12 protein-coding genes are annotated in these 23,910 nt (G+C 60.1%); 7 read left to right on the top strand and 5 right to left on the bottom strand.

All coding sequences use genetic code 11. The features are described from left to right. Positions 1-23: 23 nt before the first annotated feature. The 4 genes from NR795_RS11725 to NR795_RS11710 all read left to right on the top strand — a co-directional run bounded on the left by NR795_RS11725 (position 24) and on the right by NR795_RS11710 (position 17,176). Complete coding sequence (locus NR795_RS11725; RefSeq protein WP_257758639.1) at positions 24-12,419, top strand: Ig-like domain-containing protein; 12,396 nt, start codon at positions 24-26, stop codon at positions 12,417-12,419. Between the two features lie 131 nt (positions 12,420-12,550). Next, the gene (locus tag NR795_RS11720) at positions 12,551-13,840 is read left to right on the top strand and encodes a TolC family outer membrane protein (protein ID WP_257758314.1); all 1,290 of its coding nucleotides are present in this window, start codon (positions 12,551-12,553) and stop codon (positions 13,838-13,840) included. A 23-nt stretch (positions 13,841-13,863) separates the two neighbouring features. Then, a complete protein-coding gene (locus tag NR795_RS11715) occupies positions 13,864-15,996 on the top strand; it encodes a type I secretion system permease/ATPase (RefSeq protein ID WP_144817886.1) in 2,133 nt (710 codons plus the stop codon). A 10-nt stretch (positions 15,997-16,006) separates the two neighbouring features. Next, positions 16,007-17,176: an HlyD family efflux transporter periplasmic adaptor subunit gene (locus NR795_RS11710; protein WP_144817887.1), complete on the top strand. Its 1,170-nt coding sequence runs from the start codon at positions 16,007-16,009 to the stop codon at positions 17,174-17,176. A gap of 66 nt (positions 17,177-17,242) precedes the next feature. Here NR795_RS11710 and smpB read toward each other — a convergent pair whose 3' ends face one another. Further along, positions 17,243-17,725, bottom strand: a complete 483-nt coding sequence (gene smpB / locus NR795_RS11705; RefSeq protein WP_042387529.1) for an SsrA-binding protein SmpB — start codon at positions 17,723-17,725, stop codon at positions 17,243-17,245. Positions 17,726-17,879: 154 nt separating this feature from the next. Between smpB and NR795_RS11700 the strand changes: the two genes are divergently transcribed. Both NR795_RS11700 and NR795_RS11695 read left to right on the top strand, forming a co-directional pair. Beyond that, the gene (locus tag NR795_RS11700; protein WP_222126333.1) at positions 17,880-18,317 is read left to right on the top strand and encodes a type II toxin-antitoxin system RatA family toxin; all 438 of its coding nucleotides are present in this window, start codon (positions 17,880-17,882) and stop codon (positions 18,315-18,317) included. Continuing rightward, positions 18,307-18,597 (top strand): RnfH family protein, encoded by a 291-nt coding sequence (locus NR795_RS11695; RefSeq protein ID WP_257758313.1) that lies wholly within the window; start codon positions 18,307-18,309, stop codon positions 18,595-18,597. Before NR795_RS11700 ends, NR795_RS11695 begins: the two co-directional genes overlap by 11 nt. A gap of 61 nt (positions 18,598-18,658) precedes the next feature. On the opposite strand, the gene bamE is transcribed toward NR795_RS11695, so the two are convergent. From bamE to nadK, 3 genes are all read right to left on the bottom strand, one after another. Beyond that, a complete protein-coding gene (gene bamE / locus NR795_RS11690) occupies positions 18,659-18,997 on the bottom strand; it encodes an outer membrane protein assembly factor BamE (RefSeq protein WP_144817889.1) in 339 nt (112 codons plus the stop codon). 147 nt (positions 18,998-19,144) lie between these two features. Then, complete coding sequence (gene recN / locus NR795_RS11685; RefSeq protein ID WP_144817890.1) at positions 19,145-20,806, bottom strand: DNA repair protein RecN; 1,662 nt, start codon at positions 20,804-20,806, stop codon at positions 19,145-19,147. Between the two features lie 87 nt (positions 20,807-20,893). Then, on the bottom strand, positions 20,894-21,772 hold the full coding sequence (gene nadK, locus NR795_RS11680; protein ID WP_144817891.1) for an NAD(+) kinase: 879 nt from the start codon (positions 21,770-21,772) through the stop codon (positions 20,894-20,896). A 121-nt stretch (positions 21,773-21,893) separates the two neighbouring features. Here nadK and grpE point away from each other — a divergent pair, with 121 nt between their 5' ends. Continuing rightward, positions 21,894-22,487 (top strand): nucleotide exchange factor GrpE, encoded by a 594-nt coding sequence (grpE, locus tag NR795_RS11675; RefSeq protein WP_144817892.1) that lies wholly within the window; start codon positions 21,894-21,896, stop codon positions 22,485-22,487. A gap of 132 nt (positions 22,488-22,619) precedes the next feature. Here the strand turns inward: grpE and NR795_RS11670 are convergent, their stop codons facing one another. Then, positions 22,620-23,906, bottom strand: a complete 1,287-nt coding sequence (locus tag NR795_RS11670) for an HlyC/CorC family transporter (protein ID WP_144817893.1) — start codon at positions 23,904-23,906, stop codon at positions 22,620-22,622. Positions 23,907-23,910 lie beyond the last annotated feature (4 nt).

The following is a 23,910-nucleotide window of genomic DNA, read 5'->3' as shown; positions in this document are numbered from 1 at the left end:
CCCAAATTAGCCCTGCTGGGTCAGTGGATATTTTGAATCAAAAAACTGGTGATGTCGTTAGCCAATATGCCCAAAGTGCCGACCGCGTTGTTAATCTGACGCAGACCAGTATCGTTCGCATTAACGCTTCCCCAGAGTCTGTTAATTACTATCAGCGTGAAGGCAATGACCTGATCGTCCATATGAATGACGGTACTACGGTACGCTATCAGCGCTTTTTTGTGCTTGATGAGAATGGCCTACACAGCGAACTGATCTTTGAAGACGATTTGGGCGCGCACCATGCTGTCTTCCCCTTTGCCGAGGCCGCTGCGCCCGCTACCGCGGAAGCAATCGTGCCGGCACTCTCTGAAGCATCTGTAGATTCTCTTGTTGGTGCAGGAGGGATCTCTGCATTGGCCGTACTAGGCGGGTTAGCCGCTGTCGGGGGAATTGTTGGTATCGCAGCCGCAGCGGGCGGCGGCGGTGGCGGCAGCAACCGTCAGGAAGCAGAGGATAATGGCGTCCTTCCTCCTATTGATGGGACACCGCCAGATAATGGCGGAACCACGCCGCCGGACGATGGCGGAACCACGCCGCCGGACGATGGCGGAACCATACCGCCGGACGATGGCGGAACCACACCGCCGGACGATGGCGGAACCACACCGCCGGACGATGGCGGAACCACACCGCCGGACGATGGCGGGACCACGCCGCCGGACGATGGCGGGACCACGCCGCCGGATGATGGCGGGACCACACCGCCGGATGATGGCGGAACCACACCGCCGGACGATGGTGGGGAGGAGCCTACTCCTCCTGTTTCTACTCTGCTGGTCGACCCATTGACAGGCGACAACGTATTAAATCAGCAAGAGGTGAGCGCGGCGCAGGTCCTGGCGGGAAGAACTGACCTGGTTAACGCAGGTAGTCTGATTACCGTAACGTTGGGCAGCAACACATGGCAGACAGTCGTTAATAGCGACGGTAGCTGGAGCCTGGAAATACCGGCCGCCGTTTTACAGTCTCTGTCACAGGGAGCAAATTCGCTTTCGGTTCTGCTGGTCGACAGTGCAGGCCGTACTGTGACGACCTCAGTGGATCTGCTGGTAGATACCGTTCCGCCTGCGCTGCAGCTGACCCCCTTCGTACCAAATAATACGCTTGATATCTCCCAACTTAATACAGACAAGATCGTTCGCGGCTTCTCCAGCAGTGAAGATCAGGGCAGCGTAGTAACGGTAACGCTAAACGGCAAGAGCTACACCACCGCAGTAGACAGTCTTGGCCGCTGGCAGCTGAGCATCCCGCAGGCCGACATCCAGCAGCTACAGGATGGCCAGCCCTATACCGTGGAGTATCAGATCGTCGATATGGCGGGCAACGTCACGACCGGGCAAGCTGACTTCACCACTAACTTCACCAGTCCGCAGGTGAGTGTCAATCCGGTAACGGGGGACAACGTCCTTAATACCGCCGAGCTGCAGCTGAACCAGACGCTCTCCGGCCAAACCGTGAATATCCCGGCGGGGCAGGTAGTGACAATTACGCTGGGAACGAAAACCTACTACGCCCAGGTGATGGGCGACGGCAGCTGGAAAACCACGTTGCCAGCAGGCGATCTCGCCTCGCTGACACAGGGCGATAATCCACTCACCGTCTCGGTGAATGATGCCAACGGCACGCCGGTGGTACGTACTGAAACGATCAACGTCGATAGCAGCCAGAGCGGCATTGCCATCGCTATTCTCTCGACCGACGACTACCTGAATGCCAACGAGGCGCAGAGCCCGCTGGAGGTGCGTGGTGTCACCACGGTGACCGGGCCAGACGTCAGTATCGTTGTTTTCTTTAACGGCAAACAGTATGCCGTCACCGCTATTGATGCCGCAGGAAACTGGAGCGTACAGATCCCTTCCGCCGATCTGCTGCTGCTCCCGGATGGTCCAAACACCGTTGAAGCGGTCGTCACTCAGGGGGCTCAGTCCGCAGGCGACACCCACATCCTGAACGTGCAGATCCACTATCTGCCGATTCCGACCATTGATGCACCGTTTGGTGATGGCTACCTTAACAGCGTGGAAAAAGGGCTGGATCAGGTGCTGAGCGGTAATACCGGCGTCTCCGGTAGCGGGCAGAGCGTAAGCGTGCAGCTGGCGGGGAAAACCTATCAGGCGCTGGTGGACGGCGATGGCAACTGGCGCGCGACCGTTCCCGCCAGCGATATGCAGACGATCCCGGATGGGCTCCTGACCATCAACGTCAATGCGATTGATGCTGCAGGCAACAGCGCGCCGCTCACCAGCACCGCGCAGGTGGATACCACTCTACCCGCGCTCAGTCTGCTGCCGCTGACGGCGGACGGCAAACTCAACGGCCAGGAGCTGGGGCAGGATCAGATTCTGAGCGGCATCAGCTCGGTCGCTGAACGCGGCCAGCCGGTGACGGTCGTGCTGAATGGCAAAACCTACACCGCTACAGTAGGGACGGATGGTAACTGGCAGCTGCCGCTTCCGGCAGCCGATCTGCAGCAGCTGAGCCAGGGTAGCTATCCGCTGACGGTGACGCTGACCGATATGGCCGGTAACACCCAGACCGTGACGCAAAATATCGATGTGAAAACCGCTTTACCTGCGCTTACCGTCCAGGCGCTGACCGACGGTAACGATCTGGATGCAGCAGAGATCAAGGTCGATCAGATCCTTCAGGGAACGGTTACCAATGCCGAGCCGGGTAGCGTAATTACCGTTACGCTCGGATCGGGCATCTATCAGGGCACCGTGGACGCGGGCGGCAGCTGGCGCGTGACCTTGCCTGCCGTGGAGCTGCAAAAGCTTGCCGACGGCACCAATACCCTGGCCGTTAGCGTAACCGACGGCTACGGCCAGAACACCTCGGTTGAGCATAGCTTTACCGTTGATACCACCGTTGATGCGGTGGCGATCAGCATTATCTCCAGCGATGACTACCTGAATTTTGATGAGGCGAGCAGCGATCTGGTGATCAATGGCAACAGCGCCGGGTTGCCGTTAGGTACTGTTGTAAACGTAACGCTGAACGGTCAAAACTATGTCGGCACTATTGCCGCCAACGGTGCGTGGCAGGTGACGATAGGCTCTGCCGATCTGCTGGCGCTGAGCGATGGCTCTGCCGTGGTGACTGCCACTGCAACCGGCCCTAACGGTGTCGTCATCGACAGCCATACCTTTACGGTAATTGTTAACGATCTACCCCAGGCGGTGGTGAATACGCCGTTTGGGGATGGCGTTGTGAACCTTACCGAATCCGAGCGGGATCAGTTCGTGACCGGCAATACCGGCGTCACCGGCGCAGGGCAGACGGTTGTGGCGACCCTCAACGGGCAGCAGTACACCGGTACCGTTGCCGCCGATGGCAGCTGGTCGGTTGTCCTGCCAGCCGGGGCGATGACGACTCTGCCAGACGGCGCGGCATCGTTCGACGTGACCGTTACCGATGCCGCAGGCAACGACGCTTCCCAGACCATTCCGTTCACCGTGGACAAAGTGCCGCCGGAAGTCACCGTCCAGCCAATCAACGGTACGGATACGCTCAATGCCACGCAGGTGCAGAGCAACCAGGCTATCAATGTTATCTCGCCGGATGCCGCCCAGGTGACCGTAAACATTAACGGTACAGGCTACACGGCACTGCCGGGTGCAACGCCGGGCAGCTGGGTGGTGACGCTGCCTGCCGGGGCGCTGGCTGCGCTGCCTGACGGACAGGTCGCCTATACCGTGACCGTGACCGATGCAGCCGGTAACGCAACCACCATTACCCGGGGTGTTAGCCTGGACGCGACGCCGCCGAACGTGGTGGTTGATCCGGTTACCCGTGATAACGTGCTCGATCCTGCCGAACTGGCAAACGGTTTTACCCTGACTGGCCGCACCGTGCCTGCCGATCCAGGCGCAACAGTGGCCCTTACCGTTAACGGCCAGCCGCACAGCGGCGTGGTTAACGCAGATGGCAGCTGGGCGATACAGGTTCCAGCTACGGCCCTCAGCGGCCTCGGCGACGGTCCGCAGCAGCTTACGGTGACGGTCACGGACAGCGCGGGTAACGCCTCTGCACCGCTGAACGTTGGTTTTGCCGTTGACTCTACCGCCAGCGCGCTGCTGATCAATCCGGTGGAAGGGGATAACGCCATCAGCCTGGCGGATATCAGCGACGGGATCACCATTAGCGGCTCGTCGGTGCGCATTCCTGAAGGCACCCCGGTCACCGTCACCCTTAACGGGCAGCAGTACCAGGGCGTGGTGAACGCCGGTGGTTTCTGGACCGTGAACGTACCGACTGCCGCAGCCGCGCTGATTGCCGACGGTATGACAATCGTGACCGTCTCCTCGATCGACGTTAACGGCGCACCGCTCTCCAGTGAGCAGCAGTTCCTGATCATTACCCAGCAGCTGCCGCTGGCAACGATCAACACGCCGTTTGGCGATGGCACCATTAATATCGTTGAGGCTGCGGCAGGCGGGGCATTGACCGGCACAACCGGCAGCCGTGGCGCAGGCCAGACCGTCACCGTCCAACTGGACAACAACGCGCCAATAACCGGTACAGTGGATGCCAACGGCAACTGGACGCTGCCGCTGACGCCTGCGCAAATCATTGGGCTGGGACAGGGATCGCATACGATGACGGTAACCGTTGCGGATGCGGCGGGGAACCAGAATACCCAGACCGCACCGCTGAACGTGGATACCGTAGCGCCGCAGCTGACGATTAATGCCGTGACGCCGGATAACACCATCAACGGCAGTGAAGCCAGCGGGGCCATTGTCATTAGCGGCACCGGTGGGCCATACGATCCCCAGAACGTGCAGGCGGTGATCGTGCTGGTCAACGGCCAGAACTACGATGCCATTTTGCAGCCGGACGGAACCTGGAGCATTACGCTGCCAGCCGGAGCGCTGGCTAACGTTGCCGACGGTCCAGTCGCTATCTCGGCGAGGATCACCGATCCGGCGGGGAATACCACCACCATCCCAGGCAGCTTTACCCTTGATGCCTCGCCGTTGAATGCCCCGCTAGTTTCGGTGAACACCGTAGCGGCGGATAACTTTGTTAATGCGCTGGAAGCGCAGAGCCCGCTGACCATTAGCGGGACCACCACGCGCGTTGAGGCCGGGCAGACCGTTACGGTGACGTTGAGCGGCCAAACCTATACCGCTCAGGTCAATGGCGATGGTCGCTGGACGCTGGATGTGCCTGCCACAGCGCTGGCGGCGGTAGCTGATGGCACGCAAACCATCAGCGTACAGGTGAGCGATCTGGCCGGTAACGTGGCGACCGGGGCACAGAACGTGACCTTTGCTGCCACCCTGGCTTCTCAGCCGACGCTGACCGTGAATGTCGTGGCACAGGATGACATCGTCAATATTCAGGAGCAGGGGCGTGACCTGATTATCAGCGGCTCGTCGACCAATCTGGCGGCGGGCACGGTGATCAGCGCGACCTTCGCTGGCGCGCCTTACAGCGCGACCGTAGGCAGCAACGGCAGCTGGCAGTTTATTGTGCCACAGGCAGTAGTGCAGACCCTCGCTGACGGTACCACCTATACCGTCACCGCCACGGCGGTGGATGCGGCGCAGAATAGTGCCCAGGCTACGCATAGCGTTGGCGTCGATCTGACGCCGCCGCTGCTTACCGTGCAGACGGCAGGCACCTTCCTGGAGGATAACCAGGTCAATATCGCCGAGTCGCTGCTGGACCAAACCATCACCGGCACCGGTACGCCGGGCCTGACGGTGCTGCTGCCCATTAACGGCAAGACCATTTCAGCGGTCATTAACGGTGACGGCAACTGGAGCATGACTATTCCGGCGGCGGATTTGCAGTCGCTGCCGCAGGGTACTTCACAGCTGGGCTTCAGCGTTTCCGATCCGCAGGGCAACAGTCAGCCGGTAGCCGTGCCGATTAACGTCAATACCCAGAATGCACCAGCCATTACGCTCAACCCTGTCTTTGGCGATAACATCGCCAGCTCGGCAGAGCTGGCAGCGGGAACTACGCTGACCGGGACGGTAAGCGGCCTGCCAACCGGCACGCAGGTTACCGTTACTATTGGTACCCAAAGCTTCCTCGGCACCGTCACCGGTACCACCTGGGCCGTAACGGTGCCTGGAGAAGCAATCCAGGTCCAGGCGAACAGCATTCTGCCGATTACGGTAACGGCACTTGATGCATTTGGTAACCCGGCCACGGCCAGCGCCAGCCTTGACGCAGTGCGCTTTGGGCCGGTGGCGGAGCTGCCACCGGCGCTGTTTGGTGATGGCTATCTCAACCAGGTGGAGGCCAATACCGGGGCGCAGATCACCGGTTCGACCGGCCAGGCCGGGCCAAACCAGCAGGTGAGAATTGTCATTGATGGTCTGCAGGAGTTTGTGGGTACCGTAGACGTTAACGGGAACTGGACGGTGCCGTTAACGCCGCAGCAGCTCAACGCCTTTACTGACGCGGCCCACTCGATGACGGTAACCATTACCGATCGGGCGGGCAACGTCTCTACCTCGCCAGCGCAGAACTTTACTGTTCTTACCGATGCGCTGACCCCGCCGACGCTGGCTACCGCCTTTACGGATGGCTTCCTGAGCGCTGCCGAGACGCTAACTGACTCGGCGCTGACCGGGTCGACGGGCGTGCCTGCCGGTCAGGTAGGCAGCGTACTCGTGAGCATCAACAGCGGGCCGGCCATCGCCGCGACGGTAACAGGAGGCACCTGGACGCTGCCGCTGACCGCCGCCCAGCTGCAGGCGCTGCCGGATGGTGTGCTGAGCGTAAATATTACCGTCACCGATATCGCCGGGAACCAGATCAGCGGGCAGGGCAGCTTTGAGGCAATTGTCAATGCGCTGCCGCAGGCGCAGTTTGTCACGCCGTTTGGCGATGGCACCCTGAACTTCACCGAGTCGCAAAGCAATCAGGTGTTGCAGGGCAATACCGGCGTCACCGGGCCAGGGCAGACCGTTAGCGTGGCGTTAAGCACGGGTCAGATCTATACCGGGACGGTGCAGGAGAACGGCGACTGGACGATTACCCTACCTGCTGCCGATCTGCAAACGCTGGCGAATAACACCACCCCGACCTTTGAGGTCACCGTCACCGACCGCGCGGGCAATACCGATACCGATCCAGGCAGTTTCCAGGTGCGTACCGCGCTGCCTGCGCCGATTGCCAACAATCTGTTTGGCGATAACATTCTTAATATCAACGAAGCGGCTGGCGCCGCGCAGATCACCGGCTCTACCCAGGTGCTCGGGCCTAACCAGTTCGTGACTATCCGGGTTAATGTGAACGGCACGCCATATACCGCTAACGTGCTGGAAGACGGTACCTGGACCATTAATCTGCCAGCGGGCACGCTGCAGTCGCTGGCCCAAGGACCGCAGCAGCTGGTGATCTATGCCGAGGATCAGTACGGCAACAGTGCTACCGTCCCGGTACCGTACCAGGTGGCGCTGACCCCGCCAAACGTGACCATCACTACGCCGCTGTTTGGCGATAACGTGGTCAGCGTGGATGAGGCGAGCGGCACGAATACCATCGCCGGTAGCTTTACCACCCCCTATCCGGTGGGAAGCCGGGTTGATGTGACGGTGGGCGGTAAGCTCTTTACTAACGTGCCGGTAAACGGCACCACGTGGTCTCTGACGCTGACCGATGCCGACTGGGCGGGAGTCGCGCGCGGGGATCAGAGCGTGCAGGTTACGGTGACCGACGGCGCGGGCAACGCAAACAGCACCAGCGCCCCGGTGACTATCCTGATCGATGTACCGACGCTGCAGGTGACTACGCCGTTTGCTGGCGATAATGTCCTGACCTACGACGAGAGCCAGACGGTTCAGACCATCGCCGGGACCTCAACTAACCTGGAAGCCGGACAGCCGTTGCTGGTGACCTTCCCAGACGGACGCAGCTTTACTACCACTATTCAGGCTAACGGCAGCTGGACGCTGCAGCTTACGCCTGCGGATATGGCAGGGCTGACGGCGGGCACCATCACCGTTCAGGCCACGGATCGCGCGGGCAACCTGGTGTCCATCGACGGCGGCACGCTGGCGGTCGACCTGACTCCGCCACCTGCCTTCCTGACGCTGGACGTGATTGCCAGCGATAACTTTGTTAATGCCAGCGAGTTCCCGAACGATACTCTGCCGATTGCTGGCCGGGCCGTTAACGTGACGGGAGTAGTGAACATTCTGCTCGATGGACAGTTCATTGGGAACGCCACTATCGCCCCGGACGGCAGCTGGACCTTTAACGTGCCGCGGGCGTCGCTGGTCGACGGCCCGCATACGCTCAGCGTTGAGAGCGTAACCACACCGGGCTTCACGGCATCTCAGCCATTTGTCGTCGATACCGCGGTGCCGACTATCACGCTGAATAACTTTGCCGGTGACAATTTCGTCAATGTTGATGAGAAGAGCCTGAGCCAGACCGTTAGCGGCACCGCCAGCGAGCCGGGCCGCGACGTGCAGGTGACGCTCAACGGCAAAACCTACTATGCGACGGTCAACCCTCAGGGCGAATGGACGGTCACCGTTCCGCAGAGTGACGTCGCAGGGCTTACCGATGGCACCTATCCACTGACTGCCAGCATTACCGATGCGGCAGGCAACCCGCAAAGCACCACCCAGACGGTAACGGTCGATGCCAGCGCGCCGCTGCTCTCCGTTGACGCCCTGGGCGTGCCGGCGGTGCTCAATACCACCAGCGCAGCGACAGGGCTGCTGCTCCAGGGAACCGGCGATCCAGGCAACGAGGTGACCATCCAGCTGGGGCCGATCAGCTGGACCGGGCAGGTCGATCAGCAGGGCAACTGGCGCTATGACTTCCCGAATATTGATCTGACCACCCTGGCCGATGGCCCGCAGGTGATCAGTATCTCTTCCCGGGACAGCGCAGGTAACGTCTCCACTAACAACGTCGCTCTGAACGTGGCGCTCAACCCCACTCTGGGCCTGCTCTTTGACTCGCTCTTCTTTGGCGATGGCATCCTGAACGTGGCCGAGTCGCTGGTTACCCAGACCCTGACGGGCCGGGTTGAAGGGGACTATCGCGGGGCGCGGGTCAATCTGACGCTGGTGGGCACGGACGTTACCATCAACGATCTGCTGGTGGGGCCGGACGGCAGATTCTCCGTCAACCTGCCACCGGAGGTGTTGCAGGAGCTGGTGACCGACACCCTGTCGCTGCAGTTTGACGTCATCGACGCCAACGGTAATACCCGCCAGGAGATTGTCGACGTAGGCCTGGCGCTGACCGACCTGCCGGTAGTGGGCGAGATCCTGATGACGGCGGACAACGTGCTTAACAGCGTGGAGAGCGGCGTTGCCCAGACACTCACCGGGACGCTTAACAACGCGGCAAACGTCACGGGGATGGTGGTTAACTTTGGTGGCCAGGCGATCAATGCGGTGGTCGATACTGTTACCGGGGCCTGGTCTGCCGTCCTGCCGGATACCCTGCTTAACACCTTGCCGGAAGGCCAGGCGAACGTGGGTCTGGTTATCAACGACGCCTTTGGCAACGTTATCAACACCAGCGCCAGCTTTAACGTGGCGCGGGCGTTGCCGACCATCGGGCTTGACCCGCTGTTTAGCGACGGCGTGCTGAGTATTCCTGAGCTGCTGGGCGCAGCCCTGAGCGGGACCTCTACCCGTCTGGCCGGGCAGCAGCTGACCATCCAGATCGGCAATGCAGAGGCCTTTACCACCAACGTTGACGGGAGCGGCCGCTGGGCTGTAAACCTGCCGGCGGCGGTGCAGGCTCTGCTACAGGGCATCGGCTCGGGAGATGTGCCGGTCACCATTAGCGCCTTCGACCAGTACGGCAACCCGGCAAGCCAGACTGCGCTGATTAAGGTGGATCTGGTCGCACCGGTGCTCAACAGTCTGTCGGTATTTACCGACAACGTACTTAACGTGGCCGATTCGCTGCTGAATCAAACCATCAGCGGTGTCGTAGGCAATGCGCCGGTAGGCTCCCAGATCCAAGTCCAGGTGGCAGGGAAAACCTTCCTTGGCGCGGTCGGGGCGGGTGGCGTGTTCTCAATCAATCTGGCTCCATCCGATCTGACCGGCCTGCTGGACGGTGCCTTCCAGCCGCAGGTGACTATCGTCACCCCGGACGGCAACAGCGCGCAGATCGCCGCGCCGGTAGAGGTGCGGGTGGGCCTGGCTAATCTGCCGACGGTGGTGATCAACTCCCTTTTCGGCAACGATGGCTACATCAACCTTGCTGACCTGGGTGTCGCTCAGACCATCAGTGGGACGGCGGCAGGTCTTGCTTCGGGCCTCGTCACCGTGAACGTGGCGGGCCAGCCTTTTACCGGCAACGTGGTTGACGGGGTCTGGTCAGTGACGGTACCGGCAGGCGCATTAGCCGGTAGCGTGGTCAACGGCGCACTGAGCGTGACCGCCAGCGTAGTAGACACCGTCGGCAACGTGGTCACCGGCAACCAGGTCGTGAATGCCATCGTGCAGAACTTGCCAACGCTGGGCCTCAACACGCTGTTCGGCAACGGCACCCTGGATCTCGGCGATCTGCTCTCTACGCAGCTGCTGTCGGGGACCAGTACGAACCTGGCTGCCGGTACGATTATCGACGTTAAAATCGGTCCATTGAGCCTGACCACCACCGTTGGGGCGAACGGAACCTGGCAGCTGCCGGTGCCGACCGTCTCCTTACAAGGACTGGCGGACGGCGTACTGCAGGTCACTGCCACTGCCCGCGACGTGGCGGGTAACGTTGCCAACACTGCCCAGGATCTGACGGTGGCGATCCAGCAGGCACCTTCGCTGCTGATCAACACCCTGTTTGGTGGCAACGGCCTGAATGCGGCTGAGATCCTCAGCGCGCAGGTGGTCAGCGGGACCAGTACCAACGCGGCCGGTTCGCTGGTCAACGTCTCTCTTGGCGGTAAAACCTATCAGTCAACGGTGGCGGCCAACGGCAACTGGTCGGTGTCGGTGCCAAAAACCGACCTCGCGGCGTTGCTGGATGGGACGCTGACGGTCAACGCCAGCCTGGTCAACCCGGCAGGTAAGAACGCTACCGCCACCTCGCTGGTGGATGTGATCACCCATAACCTGCCAACTATCTCGCTGACCTCGCTGTTTGGTAACGATGGCTATCTCAACATCAACGAGGCGGCGTCGGGCCAGGTTATCGGCGGCAAAATCGGCGGTGTCCCGGCGGGAGCCTCGGTCGTTGTGACCCTCGGCGGAACGCCGATTAACGCCCTCGTTGATGCCGCAGGTAACTGGACGGCCACGGTTAGCAACTCGGTGCTGCAAAACCTCGCCACCGGGGCGCTGAAGGTGGGGGTAGCGGTAACCGACCGGGTGGGTAACACCACCGCAACCGAGGCGGACGTCGGCGTCAAGCTGACCCAGCCGACGCTGGCTATTACGCCGGTCACCAACCTGCTGGGCGTCATTGGCGGTGTGCTTACCGGCCTGCTCGGTTCGGCGAAGCTGACCATCAGCGGGACCTCCAACAACCTGGGGCAGGGGGCGCTGGTGCACCTTAACCTGCTCAACCTTGCGCAGGCCACGGCAATAACCGGTGCAGACGGTCGGTGGTCAACTACGCTTGATGTAGGGCTTGATTTAGCGAGGATTTTGTCGCTTGGCACGGTTATCAATCTCTATGCCGCAGACGTAGCAGGGAACGTGGGATACCTGAACGTTGGTCTCAACGGCAGCAACCCCACCACCACGCCGCCAGTTGGGGTGCAAACTCTGGCAGCAGATGCCTCCAGCTTCTCGCTGCTGGCAGCCAGTGCGGTAGAGAGCAGCGATACCACCCAGCAGACCACGGAGGAGAACAGCGCAACGCATGCCGCCGTGAGCCGTGTTGCGGCGACCCCTGCCAGCGAAGAGAGCACCGCTGACACTAGCGCGCAGAGCGCCACGGCCGACGATGCTTTCACTATTGGCGGCCTGAGCATCACCCTGGCCGACGGGACGCAGCAGAGCGGTGAGAGCGTACAGGGTAGCGCCGGTAGCGACACTATCCACCTCTCAACGCTGGGCTTCATCGATATCAACGGGGGCGCGGGCACCGATACCCTGGTGCTGGATGGCGTCAATATGATCCTTAACCTGATTGATACCGCAAGCCGTGTCCACAACGTCGAGATCATCGACCTCGGTAAATCGGGGACTAACAGCCTGACGCTCGATCTGAACGAAGCGCTGACGGTAACCGATAAGCCGGAAGACGATCTGGTGATTAAAGGCAGCAACGGTGACCAGGTGAATCTGGTGCATGGGGCGAACGACATCTGGGCTATTAGCGGTCAGCGCGAAGTCGATGGGATGCAGTTCGATGTCTATCACAACAGTGCTCAAAACACGACGTTAGGCGATGTGCTGGTCCAGCAAGGGCTGCACGTCAACATGGTATAGCGTTATCCCTGTCATTTATGCCTCAGGGATGAGGCATAAAAGATAAAAAAGTTGTCAGGGAAAGTCAGGGTGGATAGATGAAAGCAAAGGCATTGTATGTCGTTCTGCTGGCCGCGCTCGGAGCGAGCGTTATGAGCACAGCATACGGAGAAGAGCAGTTTAACTGGCAGGCCGCCCCCGGAGAACAGCTCCAGGCGCAGCTGACAATCAAAGAAGCAATTTTACGCGCCTTCGCCCGCAACCCCAAAATTGCCCAAGCGGCAGCGCAGATCCACGTAGGAAAAGCGAATCTGGACGAGGCGGAGAGCGCCTGGTTTCCTCAGATATCCCTGCAAGGTAACGTTGGGCGTTCGCACCGCAACGACTCGGCAGGCTCCCTCAACAATAACGGCTCCGGCGGCGTCAGCCTCAAGCAGCTGATCTACGACTTTGGCAAAACCGGCGGCAGTATTGATGAGCAGCACAATCTTTCTGATGCCTACCGCTACGATCTCTATAACTCCCTCAATGAGGTTGGCATGGAGACGCTGCAAACCTACCTGCAGGTTAAGCGCTACCAGGCGCTGGCCGAGGCGGCGCGCAAAAATATCGTCTCCTTACAGAGCGTGCAGGAGATGGCGGATCTGCGTGCCGAGGCAGGGCTAAGCTCCCAGTCCGACGTGTTGCAGGCCCAGACGCGCATTGCCGGGCTGAACGCCTCGCTCGCCCAGTACGAAGCCCAGACCCGCTCCGCCCAGGCGGCGCTGAGCGTGCTGACCGGCGTAATGTCGAACACGCTTCCCGATCTGCCTGAAGATCTGATGAAGCAGAAAATCACCCTTAACTCGCTCCCCTACGAACGCAGCAATGCGGTGCGCAGCGCCCAGGCAAGACAGCTGGCGGCGGACGACCGCATTCGCCAGGCCCAGGCGCAGCACTGGCCGACGGTTTCGGTGCAGGCGGGGCGGACGCGCTATCAAAACGAGGACGATAGCTATTGGGATGACCAGGTGCAGCTGGTGGTCGATGCCCCTATCTATCAGGGCGGTGCCGTCGGTGCGCGCGTTGATGCGGCCGAGGGGGACAGGGCCAGCGCCCGGGCGCAGGTGGAGGCCAGCAAACTGGATATTAACCAGCGCGCCGCCACCGCGTGGGCCGATCTTACCGGGGCGCAGCAGCGCCAGCAGGCAGGGGATGCCCAGTACCAGAGCGCCGACCGCGCTCGTGGGGTCTATCGCGACGAGTATCGCCTGAGCAAACGCAGCCTTAACGATCTGCTCAGCATTGAGCAGGATGTGTTTCAGGCCGATACCGCGTCGATTACCGCGCGCTACGACGCCTGGGATGCCGCAGTACGCTATGCGGCCGCCGCAGATAATCTATTAGATATGTTAGGCATTGAGCGTAGCCGCACCATCGGCGATACCCTGCCATCACTTTAAGCGCTAACGGCCAAGGAGTAGTTATGCAGCAGCCGGATACCGAAAGCTGGATCAATGTCATGGTGCGGGCGGCGGGGCGGTTTGGCCTGCCGGCGGATGCGCCTGCCGTACGCCAGCAGATGCGCTGGTTTGAAAGTTTGCCGCTTAACGCGCGGCTGGAGAGATTGAGCGGCCTGATGGGACTCCAGGTGCGGGTGGTAGAGCTGGAGAAGATGCGCTGGAACGCGCAAAACCTGCCGGTCATCGTGCAACTGGAGTCCGGCGAGCTGATGCTGCTGGAGTCTATTGATGCCGACGGACTCGTGGCCTACTGGCTCAGCGAGGGGGGTGATCTGGTGCGCGAGGAGGCGCTGGAGGCGCTGCTCACCCGCGTGAAGCCGGAGGTGGTGATGCTCGGCATCGCCGCCCGTGGGCGCGACTCCCGCATCGATGACTTTACCCGTCCCTGGGAGGAGCACTGGTTCTGGCGGCACTTCCGCCATGCCAAGCGCAAGCTCTCCGAGATCGCCCTGGCCTCGGTGCTGGGCAACGTGCTGGCCCTGGCAGGGATCCTCTTCTCGATGCAGGTCTACGATCGGGTCATCCCCGCCCAGTCGATCCCCACCCTGTGGGTGCTGTTTATCGGCGTACTGTTTGCCGCCCTGCTGGAGTTTATGATCCGCCTGGCCCGTACCCATGTCTCCGACATTATGGGCAAGCATATCGATCTCAATGTCTCCTCGCTCTTTTTTGCCCGCGCGATGGCGATCAAGAACGATTCCCGGCCCAAATCTACCGGCTCGTTTATCTCCCAGCTGCGTGAGATTGACCAGGTGCGCGAGCTGCTCACCTCGACCACCGTCGGCGCGGCGATGGATATCCCCTTTGTACTGCTGTTTCTCGGCATTATGGCGCTGGTGGGCGGTCCGCTGGTGATCATCCCGCTGATCGCCATTCCGTTGATTGTGATCCCGGGGATCCTCGTCCAGTGGCCAATGGCGAAGCTGGCGAAAGAGGGGATGCGTGAGAGCGCGATCCGCAACGCGGTGCTGGTGGAGTCCATCGAGGGCGTGGAAGATATCAAGGCCCTGCAGGCCGAGCCGTACTTCCAGCGCCAGTGGGAACATACCCACGCCGTGGGAGCCAACATCGGCATGAAGCAGCGCGTCTGGGGGGCACGGCTGAGTGGCTGGGCCTCTACCGTCCAGCAGATCACCTATGCCGGGATGCTGGTTTTCGGCTGCTATCTGGTGATGGAGGGCAACATTACAACCGGTACGCTGGTGGCCTGTAGCCTGCTCTCGTCGCGCACCATCGCGCCGCTGATGCAGCTGACCATGGTCTTCTCCCGCTGGCAGCATGCCAAAATGGCGATGAACGGCCTCGACGATCTGCTCAAGAAGCCGCTGGATAAGAGCACCGATCAGAAAATGGCCCACTGTCCGGTGCTGGCCGGGCACTACCAGGTCCAGAAGGTGCAGTACAGCTACGATCCCGAGAAGGGCGATCAGGCGGCGCAGATCGACGGTCTGGAGATCAAGCCCGGCGAGCGGGTGGCGATCCTCGGCAAGACCGGGGCGGGTAAATCGACGCTGCTGAAGCTGCTGTCAGGTCAGGCGCAGGCCAGCAAGGGTAAAGTGATCATCGACGGCGTCGATATGGCGCATATCGATCCCATGGATGTTCGCCGTCAGGTGGGCTACCTCTCTCAGGACTCGCGCCTCTTTTTCGGCACGCTGCGGCAGAACCTGATGCTGGGCCATCCGCACGCCACCGAGGCGGAGCTGATCCAGGCCCTGCGCATCAGCGGCGCGATTGGCATGGTGCAGCAGGATGCCGCCAGTCTCGACCGGCTAATTAACGAGGGCGGGCGCGGTCTCTCCGGTGGCCAGCGTCAGATGGTGCTGCTCAGCCGCCTGATTGTGCGTAACCCGCAGATTGTACTGCTTGATGAGCCCACGGCGTCAATGGATGAGCAGCTGGAGGCGTGGGTCATTCGCCAGCTTCAGCAGTGGCTTACCGGACGCACCCTGGTGTTAGTGACCCACCGCCCGGCGCTGCTGAATCTGGTAGACCGGATTGTAGTGATGGAGAACGGCAAGGTGATTGCCGACGGGCCGCGCGATACGCTGCTTCAGCAGGCGACGCGCAACAGCAACGTGGCATCGATAGCCTGAGGAGCGAGCAATGAGTCAACTGAGTATGCAGGACGATCTCGCCCGTCAGGGGCGGTTCTACTCGTCGGTGATCTGGCTGACGCTGGCGGGGCTGCTGATCTTTGTGGTGTGGGCATGGTGGGCCATTCTGGATGAGGTGACGGTGGGGACGGGCAAGATCACGCCATCTACCCATGCCCAGGTGATCGAGAGCCTCGACGGCGGTATCGTTAGCGCGATGCTGGTGCGCGAGGGGGATATTGTCGAGCGCGGGCAGATGCTCGCCCGTCTCGATCCCACTCGCTTTCAGTCTAACTACGGTGAGTCGGCGGCCCGGGTGCGCGCGCTGCGCGCGTCCAGCGAGCGTCTGCGCTCAGAGCTGACCGGAGAGCCGCTGCGCTTTAGCGAGGAGTCGATGCGCGAGCCGGAGCTGGTGGCACGTGAGCGGCAGCTGTACGAATCCCGGCGGCGCAACCTGAACGAGACGGTGGCTAACCTGCAAAAAACGTATCAGCTGGTGATGTCAGAGCTGCGCATGACCCAGCCGCTGGTGGCCAAGGGCGCGGCAAGTGAGGTAGAGGTGATCCGCCTCCAGCGCCAGGCTACCGAACTGCAGGGTAAGATCGACGAGGCGCGCAACCAGTTTGCGGTGCGCGCCCGCGAGGAGCAGGTGAAAAACAACGCCGATCTCGACGCGCAGATCCAGGCGATGAGCGGTAAAGCGGATCAGGTGGATAGGACGACACTCTTCTCACCGGTGCGCGGCATCGTCAAGGATATCCAGGTCACCACCGTCGGCGGCGTTCTGCAGCCGGGGGGCAAGCTGATGGAGATCGTCCCGCTGGAGGATCAGCTTTTAGTCGAGACGCGCATCAACCCACGGGATATCGCCTATATCCGGCCGGGCCTGCCGGCAACGGTAAAGGTCACCGCCTACGACTCCTCGATCTACGGGAATCTCACCGGGCTGGTAGAAGTGGTGTCGCCGGATACGCTCCAGGATGAAGTACGCCGGGATCAGTTCTACTACCGGGTCTATGTCCGGACCAAGAGCGCCGAGCTGCAAAACAAGAGTGGCCAGCGCTTCCCGATCCTGCCGGGTATGGTGGCAAACGTAGAGATTAAAACCGGGCAGAAATCGGTGATGGACTACCTGATCAAGCCGCTGAACAAGGTCAACGAGGCGCTGCGCGAGCGCTAGGCAATCTGACAGAGGGCAGGCACACCCTCTCCCCAGCGGAGAGGGAGGTGCTGTAGCTGTTGCAGTTTAGCGGCCGGCGTTTTTCATAATGCGGGCTTTATCAACCTGCCACTCGCGCTCTTTCACATCGGAGCGTTTGTCATGCTGTTTCTTACCGCGGGCGACGCCAATCTTCACTTTGCACCAGGCATTTTTCCAGTACATAGAGAGGGCGACAACGGTATAGCCTTCGCGGTTTACGCGGCCATAGAGCGTGTCCAGCTCGCGCTGGTTGAGCAGCAGCTTACGGTTACGGGTAGGGTCGCAGACGACGTGGCTGGAGGCGACGCTCAGCGGCGTAAAGTTGGCCCCGAACAGGTAGGCTTCGCCCTCAATGAGGATCACATAGCTGTCGCTGATGTTGGCCTTCCCGGCGCGCAGGGACTTCACTTCCCAACCCTGAAGGGAGACGCCCGCTTCAAACTCTTCTTCAATAAAATATTCGTGACGGGCGCGCTTGTTAAGCGCAATGGTAGCGGAACCCGGTTTATGTGCTTTTTTCTTTGTCATAAGTATCGTAAATCGTCGGTAATCAGCTGTTGAAAAATACCCCATCTATCCTGCGAGGTGTAACGCGTTATATTAGCATGAGTTTGCCTTTGCGTTTTCCTTTCCTGGACAGGAAATGTTATTATTTATGAGGTGTAGACCTCAGGATAACGCTATGCCGCAGATAAGCCGAACTGCTTTAGTGCCTTACAGCGCAGAGCAGATGTATCAATTAGTGAACGACGTAAAGTCCTACCCGGAATTTTTGCCAGGCTGTACCGGTAGCCGGGTTCTGGAGGCAAGCCCGACGCAGATGACGGCTGCCGTTGATGTCTCGAAGGCGGGCATCAGCAAGACGTTCACCACCCGTAACACCCTTACCGATAACCAAAGCATTCTGATGCAGCTGGTGGATGGTCCCTTTAAGCAGCTGATGGGTGGCTGGCGGTTTACGCCGCTGAGTCCCGATGCCTGCCGTATTGAGTTCAATCTGGACTTCGAATTCACCAACAAGCTGATCGAGCTGGCGTTTGGTCACGTGTTCAAAGAGCTGGCCTCAAACATGGTGCAGGCGTTTACCCATCGCGCCAAAGAGGTTTACAGTGCCGGGTGACATTCGCGTCGAAGTCGCCTATGCCCTGCCGGAGAAGCAGTACCTGCAGCGCGTGACGCTGAGCGAGGGGGCAACGGTGGAGGAGGCGATTAACGCTTCTGGCCTGCTGGAGTTGCGTTCAGATATCGATCTTGCGAAAAACAAGGTGGGTATCTTTAGTCGTCCAGTGAAGCTTGCCGACACCGTGCAGGACGGTGACCGGGTGGAGATCTACCGCCCGCTGATTGCCGATCCGAAAGAGCTGCGGCGCAAGCGCGCGGAAAAAGCGGACGACGAATAGCTCCGTACTCAAACAAAAAAAGCGCTCACTGAGCGCTTTTTGTTTTTTTACTGAGCGGGACCTATTTCGACAGGGCCGGTTTGTTATCAATGTTGGTCAGCACGCCGTTGCTGTTAAAGGTCAGGGTCAGCGTCTGCTGCGTGACATCTTCATGGCCTGGCTGCTGGCGGAACACGTAGAACCAGGTGTTGGTACCAAACGGATCGCTCATCATCGGGGTACCCAGCGCATAGGCAACCTGCTGTTGCGTCATGCCAATACGAATTTTAGAGATGTCGTTAGGTGCCAGATAGTTCCCCTGGTTGATATCTGGGCGGTAAACCACTTTCTCCAGAGTGGAACAGCCAGCAGTCATCATCAGAAGAACCGCTGCGGCAGCAGTCAGCGTTTTACAGCGCATAGTGATTTGGTTCCTTTTCGGGCCTGGTAGTACGCGGCTCATTTGTAATATGCCGATAATAATAGACCTTTAGCGAGTTTGAAACCTCTGCTATCGGATCCAGCGGCGATTTTATGTCTCACTATGACCCAGAATTAGCTGAAAAGTTTAGGCTGCGAGCAGTTCTTTCGCATTAGCCAGCGTGTTCCGGGTGACCTCGCTGCCGCCCAGCAGGCGCGCCAGCTCCTGCAGCCGGGCCTTTTTATCCAGCGGCTGCATGTGGGTTTCGGTCATGGCACCGTCGGTCTCTTTGCTGACGTAGAAGTGGTGATGACCACAGCCCGCTACCTGCGGCAGGTGCGTTACGCACATCACCTGGGTGGATTCACCCAGCTGGCGCAGCAGCTTGCCGACCACCGCTGCGGTCGGGCCGCTGATACCCACGTCGACTTCATCGAAAATCAGCGCCGGGGTTTCCATCTTACGGGCGGTGATCACCTGGATCGCCAGGGCAATACGCGACAGTTCCCCGCCGGAGGCCACTTTCGAGATAGCCTGCATCGGCTGTCCTGGGTTGGTGGTCACGCGGAACTCAATGCGGTCTGCCCCTTCCAGCGTCAGGTGACGCTCATCAAAGCTGACGTCGATATGGAAGCGGCCGTGCGGCATTGACAGGGCGTGCATGCTCTCAGTGATCAGCCCGCTCAGCTCCTGGGCATACTTCGTACGCTGCGCATGCAGCTGTTGCGCGGTCGCCAGCGCCTGCTGATGGTGCTTCTGTACCGCCAGAGAGAGCGTCTCCTGGGAGTCGGCCTGATCGTCCAGCTGCTGCTGCTCGTCAAGCAGCGCCTGATAGTGCGCCGGCAGCTCTTCCGGGGTGACGTGATGCTTGCGCGCCAGCGAAATCTGTTTGGCGATGCGCTGCTCCAGCTCGTAGAGACGGTTCGGATCGAGGTCCAGGCGATCGCAGTAGTGGCGCAGCTCGTCGCTGGCCTCGCTCAGCTGAATGGCGGCCTCTTCCAGCATATCGAGCACGCTGGAGAGCTTGCTGTCCATACCCACCAGCTCGGTCACCATCTGACGCGCGGTGTAGAGCTGGCTCTGCAGGTTGGCGTCGTCGCTGTCGGCGAGCAGCGTCAGGGCGTGCTGGCTGGTGCTCAGCAGCTGGCCGCTGTTGGCGAGACGCTTGTACTCTTCGTCGATGCGCTCAAACTCGCCCGGCTGCGGACTGAAGTCGTTCAGCTCTTTCAGCTGGTAGTGCAGCAGCTCGGCACGGGCGCTGCGCTCCTGGCTCTGCTGCTGATGCTGGGCCAGCTCGCGGCAGCTGTGGTTCCACAGGCGATAGTGCTCTGCCATCTGCTGGAGCAGGGCATCTTCACCGGCATAGCCATCGAGCAGGGTTTTCTGGTGATCGGATTTGGTCAGCAGCTGGTGGGCATGCTGGCCGTGGATCTGAATGAGAAGCTGGCCCAGCTCACGCAGCTGGGAGAGCGGCACCGCCGTGCCGTTGATAAAGCCGCGGGAGCGGCCGTCGCTGCTGATGACGCGGCGCAGCAGGCACTCACGGCCATCTTCAAGCTGGTTCTCTTCCAGCCAGCGCTGGGCAGCAGGGGTGTCTTTCAGGGAAAAGCGGGCGCAGAGATCGGCGCGTGCGGCGTCGGTGCGAACCATGTCGGCTTCCGCGCGCCCGCCAAGGCAGAGCCCGAGGGCATCAATGGCAATGGATTTACCCGCGCCGGTTTCGCCAGTAATGGCGGTCATGCCGCTGTGAAAATCAATTTCCAGCTCGCGAACAATTGCAAAATTACTGATGGTCAGTTGTGCCAGCATAGCCGCTTTTCCTGTATGAAAAACCATAACTGTGTTTTCGTACAGTATAAACAGGTTTTATATCCAGTAAAGCACCCGCCGTCGATTTCAGAACAATTTTTTTGACCAGCCGAGCTTGGAGCTTAGGGTATTAAAATAGCTATAATCTTTCGGGTGGATCAGGTTGAGATGGTAGTCGCAGCGGCGGATTAACACATCCTCACCCTCCTGGATCGGCAGGGCAATCTGGCTGTCGCAGCTGATCTCCAGATCGTTGCGCCGGTGGGAAAAACGCAGGCGAATGGTGCTGCTGCTGTTGATTACCAGCGGGCGAGCCGACAGCGTGTGCGGGAACATCGGCACCAGGGTAATGGCGTCCAGCGACGGGGTCAGAATGGGGCCGCCCGCCGACAGCGAGTAGGCCGTGGAGCCGGTGGGCGTGGAGATGATCAGGCCGTCCGAGCGCTGGGAGAAGGCAAATACCTCATCGATATAGACCTCAAACTCGATCATATGCGCCACCTTGCCCGGATGGAGAACCACCTCGTTGATGGCGGTGCTGATCCGCTTCTGGCAGTCGTGCTGGCACACCTGGGCCTCCAGCAAAAAGCGCTTTTCGGTGATGTAGTGCCCTTCAAGCACATCAGCCAGCTGCTGCTGGGCGTTATCGGGATCGAGATCGGTGAGAAAGCCGAGGTTGCCCCGGTTGATACCGATAACCTTAATATCGTAACGCGCAAGGGTGCGGGCCGCGCCGAGCATATTGCCGTCGCCACCGACCACCACCGCCAGATCGGCCTGCTGGCCAATCTCCGCCAGCGTGCCGGTGCGCACGTTGGTCAGTTTTAGCTCCTGGGCGATCTGCTGCTCAACGATAACGTCATATCCCCGGCCAGACAGCCAGCGCCAGAGCATCTCATGTGTGGTCAGCGCCGTAGGGTGACGCGGGTGGCCGACAATCCCAATACAGGTGAAATGAGTACTCATTATCTGGAGTCCTTTTGCCAAATGAAGGGTGACAATCTTAAGGCTTCTCTTGAAACCGGAAAACTGATCCCCATAATAAGCGAAGTTAGCGAGATAAATGCAAAAAAACGCGGAGAAATTCATGAGTAGTAAAGAACAGAAAACGCCTGAGGGGCAAGCCCCGGAAGAAATTATCACGGAGCAGCATGAAGAGGTTGAGGCAGTAGAGTCTGACGCTTCTGTTGAGCAGGTGGATCCGCGCGATGAAAAAATTGCGAACCTCGAAGCGCAGTTAGTCGAGGCGCAGAATCGCGAGCGTGACGGTGTCCTGCGTATCAAAGCCGAGATGGAAAACCTGCGTCGCCGTACCGAGCTGGACATTGAGAAGGCGCACAAGTTTGCGCTGGAGAAGTTTATCAATGAGCTGCTGCCGGTGATCGACAGCCTGGATCGCGCGCTGGAAGTGGCGGATAAAGCTAACCCAGAGCTGGCACCGATGGTGGAAGGTATCGAGCTGACCATGAAGTCGATGCTGGATGTCGTGCGCAAGTTCGGCGTTGAGGTGGTGGCCGACACCAACGTGCCGCTGGATCCGAACGTTCACCAGGCGATTGCCATGGTTGAATCTGAAGAGGTCTCAGCAGGCAACGTGCTGGCCGTGATGCAGAAAGGCTACACCCTGAACGGCCGCACCCTGCGCGCCGCGATGGTCACCGTCGCGAAAGCGAAGGCCTAATCAGCACAACAGTAAGCACAGTGTAATTTGTAGGCCCGGTAAGCGAAGCGCCACCGGGCTTTACTGTGCTGAGGCTGCTATGCCGGGCGGCACTGCGTTTGCCCGGCCTACAATTTCTGCGGCCTACATCTTTTATTCGGTCACGCTCTCACGCAGCGGTTTAACCGGCAGCACCTTCACCTGCTTAATCATGTTGTCCTGCACGTCGAGAATATCGATATCGTACTGGGCAATACGTACCCGCGTTCCCGCCGCAGGGATCTCCTCTAACGCCTCCAGCAGCATGCCGTTGATGGTGCGTGCTTCTTCTTCCGGCAGCTGCCAGTTGAAGGCTTTATTGAGCTCCCGCACGTTGGCCGTGCCGTCAATGATCACCGACCCGTCGTTCTGCGGGGTGACCTCTTCCGCGAGGGTAGGGGACATTGAGGTGGTAAAGTCACCGACGATCTCTTCGAGAATATCCTCCACCGTCAGCAGACCCTGCACGTCACCGTACTCGTCGACCACCAGGCCAACCTTTTTCTTGTTACGCTGGAATTTCACCAGCTGGACGTTGAGAGGCGTGCCTTCAGGGATATAGTAGATCTCATCCGCCGCCCGCAGCAGCATCTCTTTGGTAAACTCCTGCTTCTCGGTCATCAGGCGGTAGGCTTCGCGCACCCGCAGCATGCTGATGGTGTCGTCCAGCGATTCGCGGTAGAGCACGATGCGTCCGTGCGGAGAGTGGGTCAGCTGGCGAACAATGGACTTCCAGTCGTCGTTGATGTCGATGCCGACAATCTCATTGCGCGGCACCATGATGTCGTTAACGGTGACCTTCTCCAGATCCAGCACCGACAGCAGCATGTCCTGATTCCGCCGCGACATCTGCGAGCGGGATTCATGCACAATGGTGCGCAGCTCCTCTTTGCTCAGCGCGCTGCTCACCACGACGTCGGCCTTGATGCCCACCATCCGCATCAGCAGACGGGTGACGGTATTGAGCAGCCACACCAGCGGCATCATGACGATCTGCAGCGGCCCGAGCAGAACGCTGCTGGGGAAGGCGACCTTTTCCGGGTAGAGCGCGGCGATGGTTTTCGGCAGCACCTCGGCAAAGACCAGTACCACAAAGGTCAGTACCCCGGTGGCAATCGCCACCCCGGCGTTGCCGTAGAGACGCATGCCGACGATGGTGCCGAGTGCGGAGGCGAGGATGTTAACCAGGTTGTTGCCGATCAGCACCAGGCTGATGAGACGGTCAGGTTTACGCAGTAATTTTTCTACGCGCTTTGCTGCGCGGTTGCCTTGCTTCGCCATGTGACGCAGCCGGTAGCGGTTCAGCGTCATCATGCCGGTTTCGGAGCCGGAGAAGTAGGCGGAGATCACCACCATGACGATCAGCGTGATAATCAGCGTGGTGGTGGAGATGTGTTCCAAGAGA

It is taken from the genome of Pseudescherichia sp. L3 (assembly GCF_024656065.1).
Classification (GTDB): domain Bacteria; phylum Pseudomonadota; class Gammaproteobacteria; order Enterobacterales; family Enterobacteriaceae; genus Pseudescherichia.
This window is presented reverse-complemented; position numbering and strand designations above follow the sequence as displayed.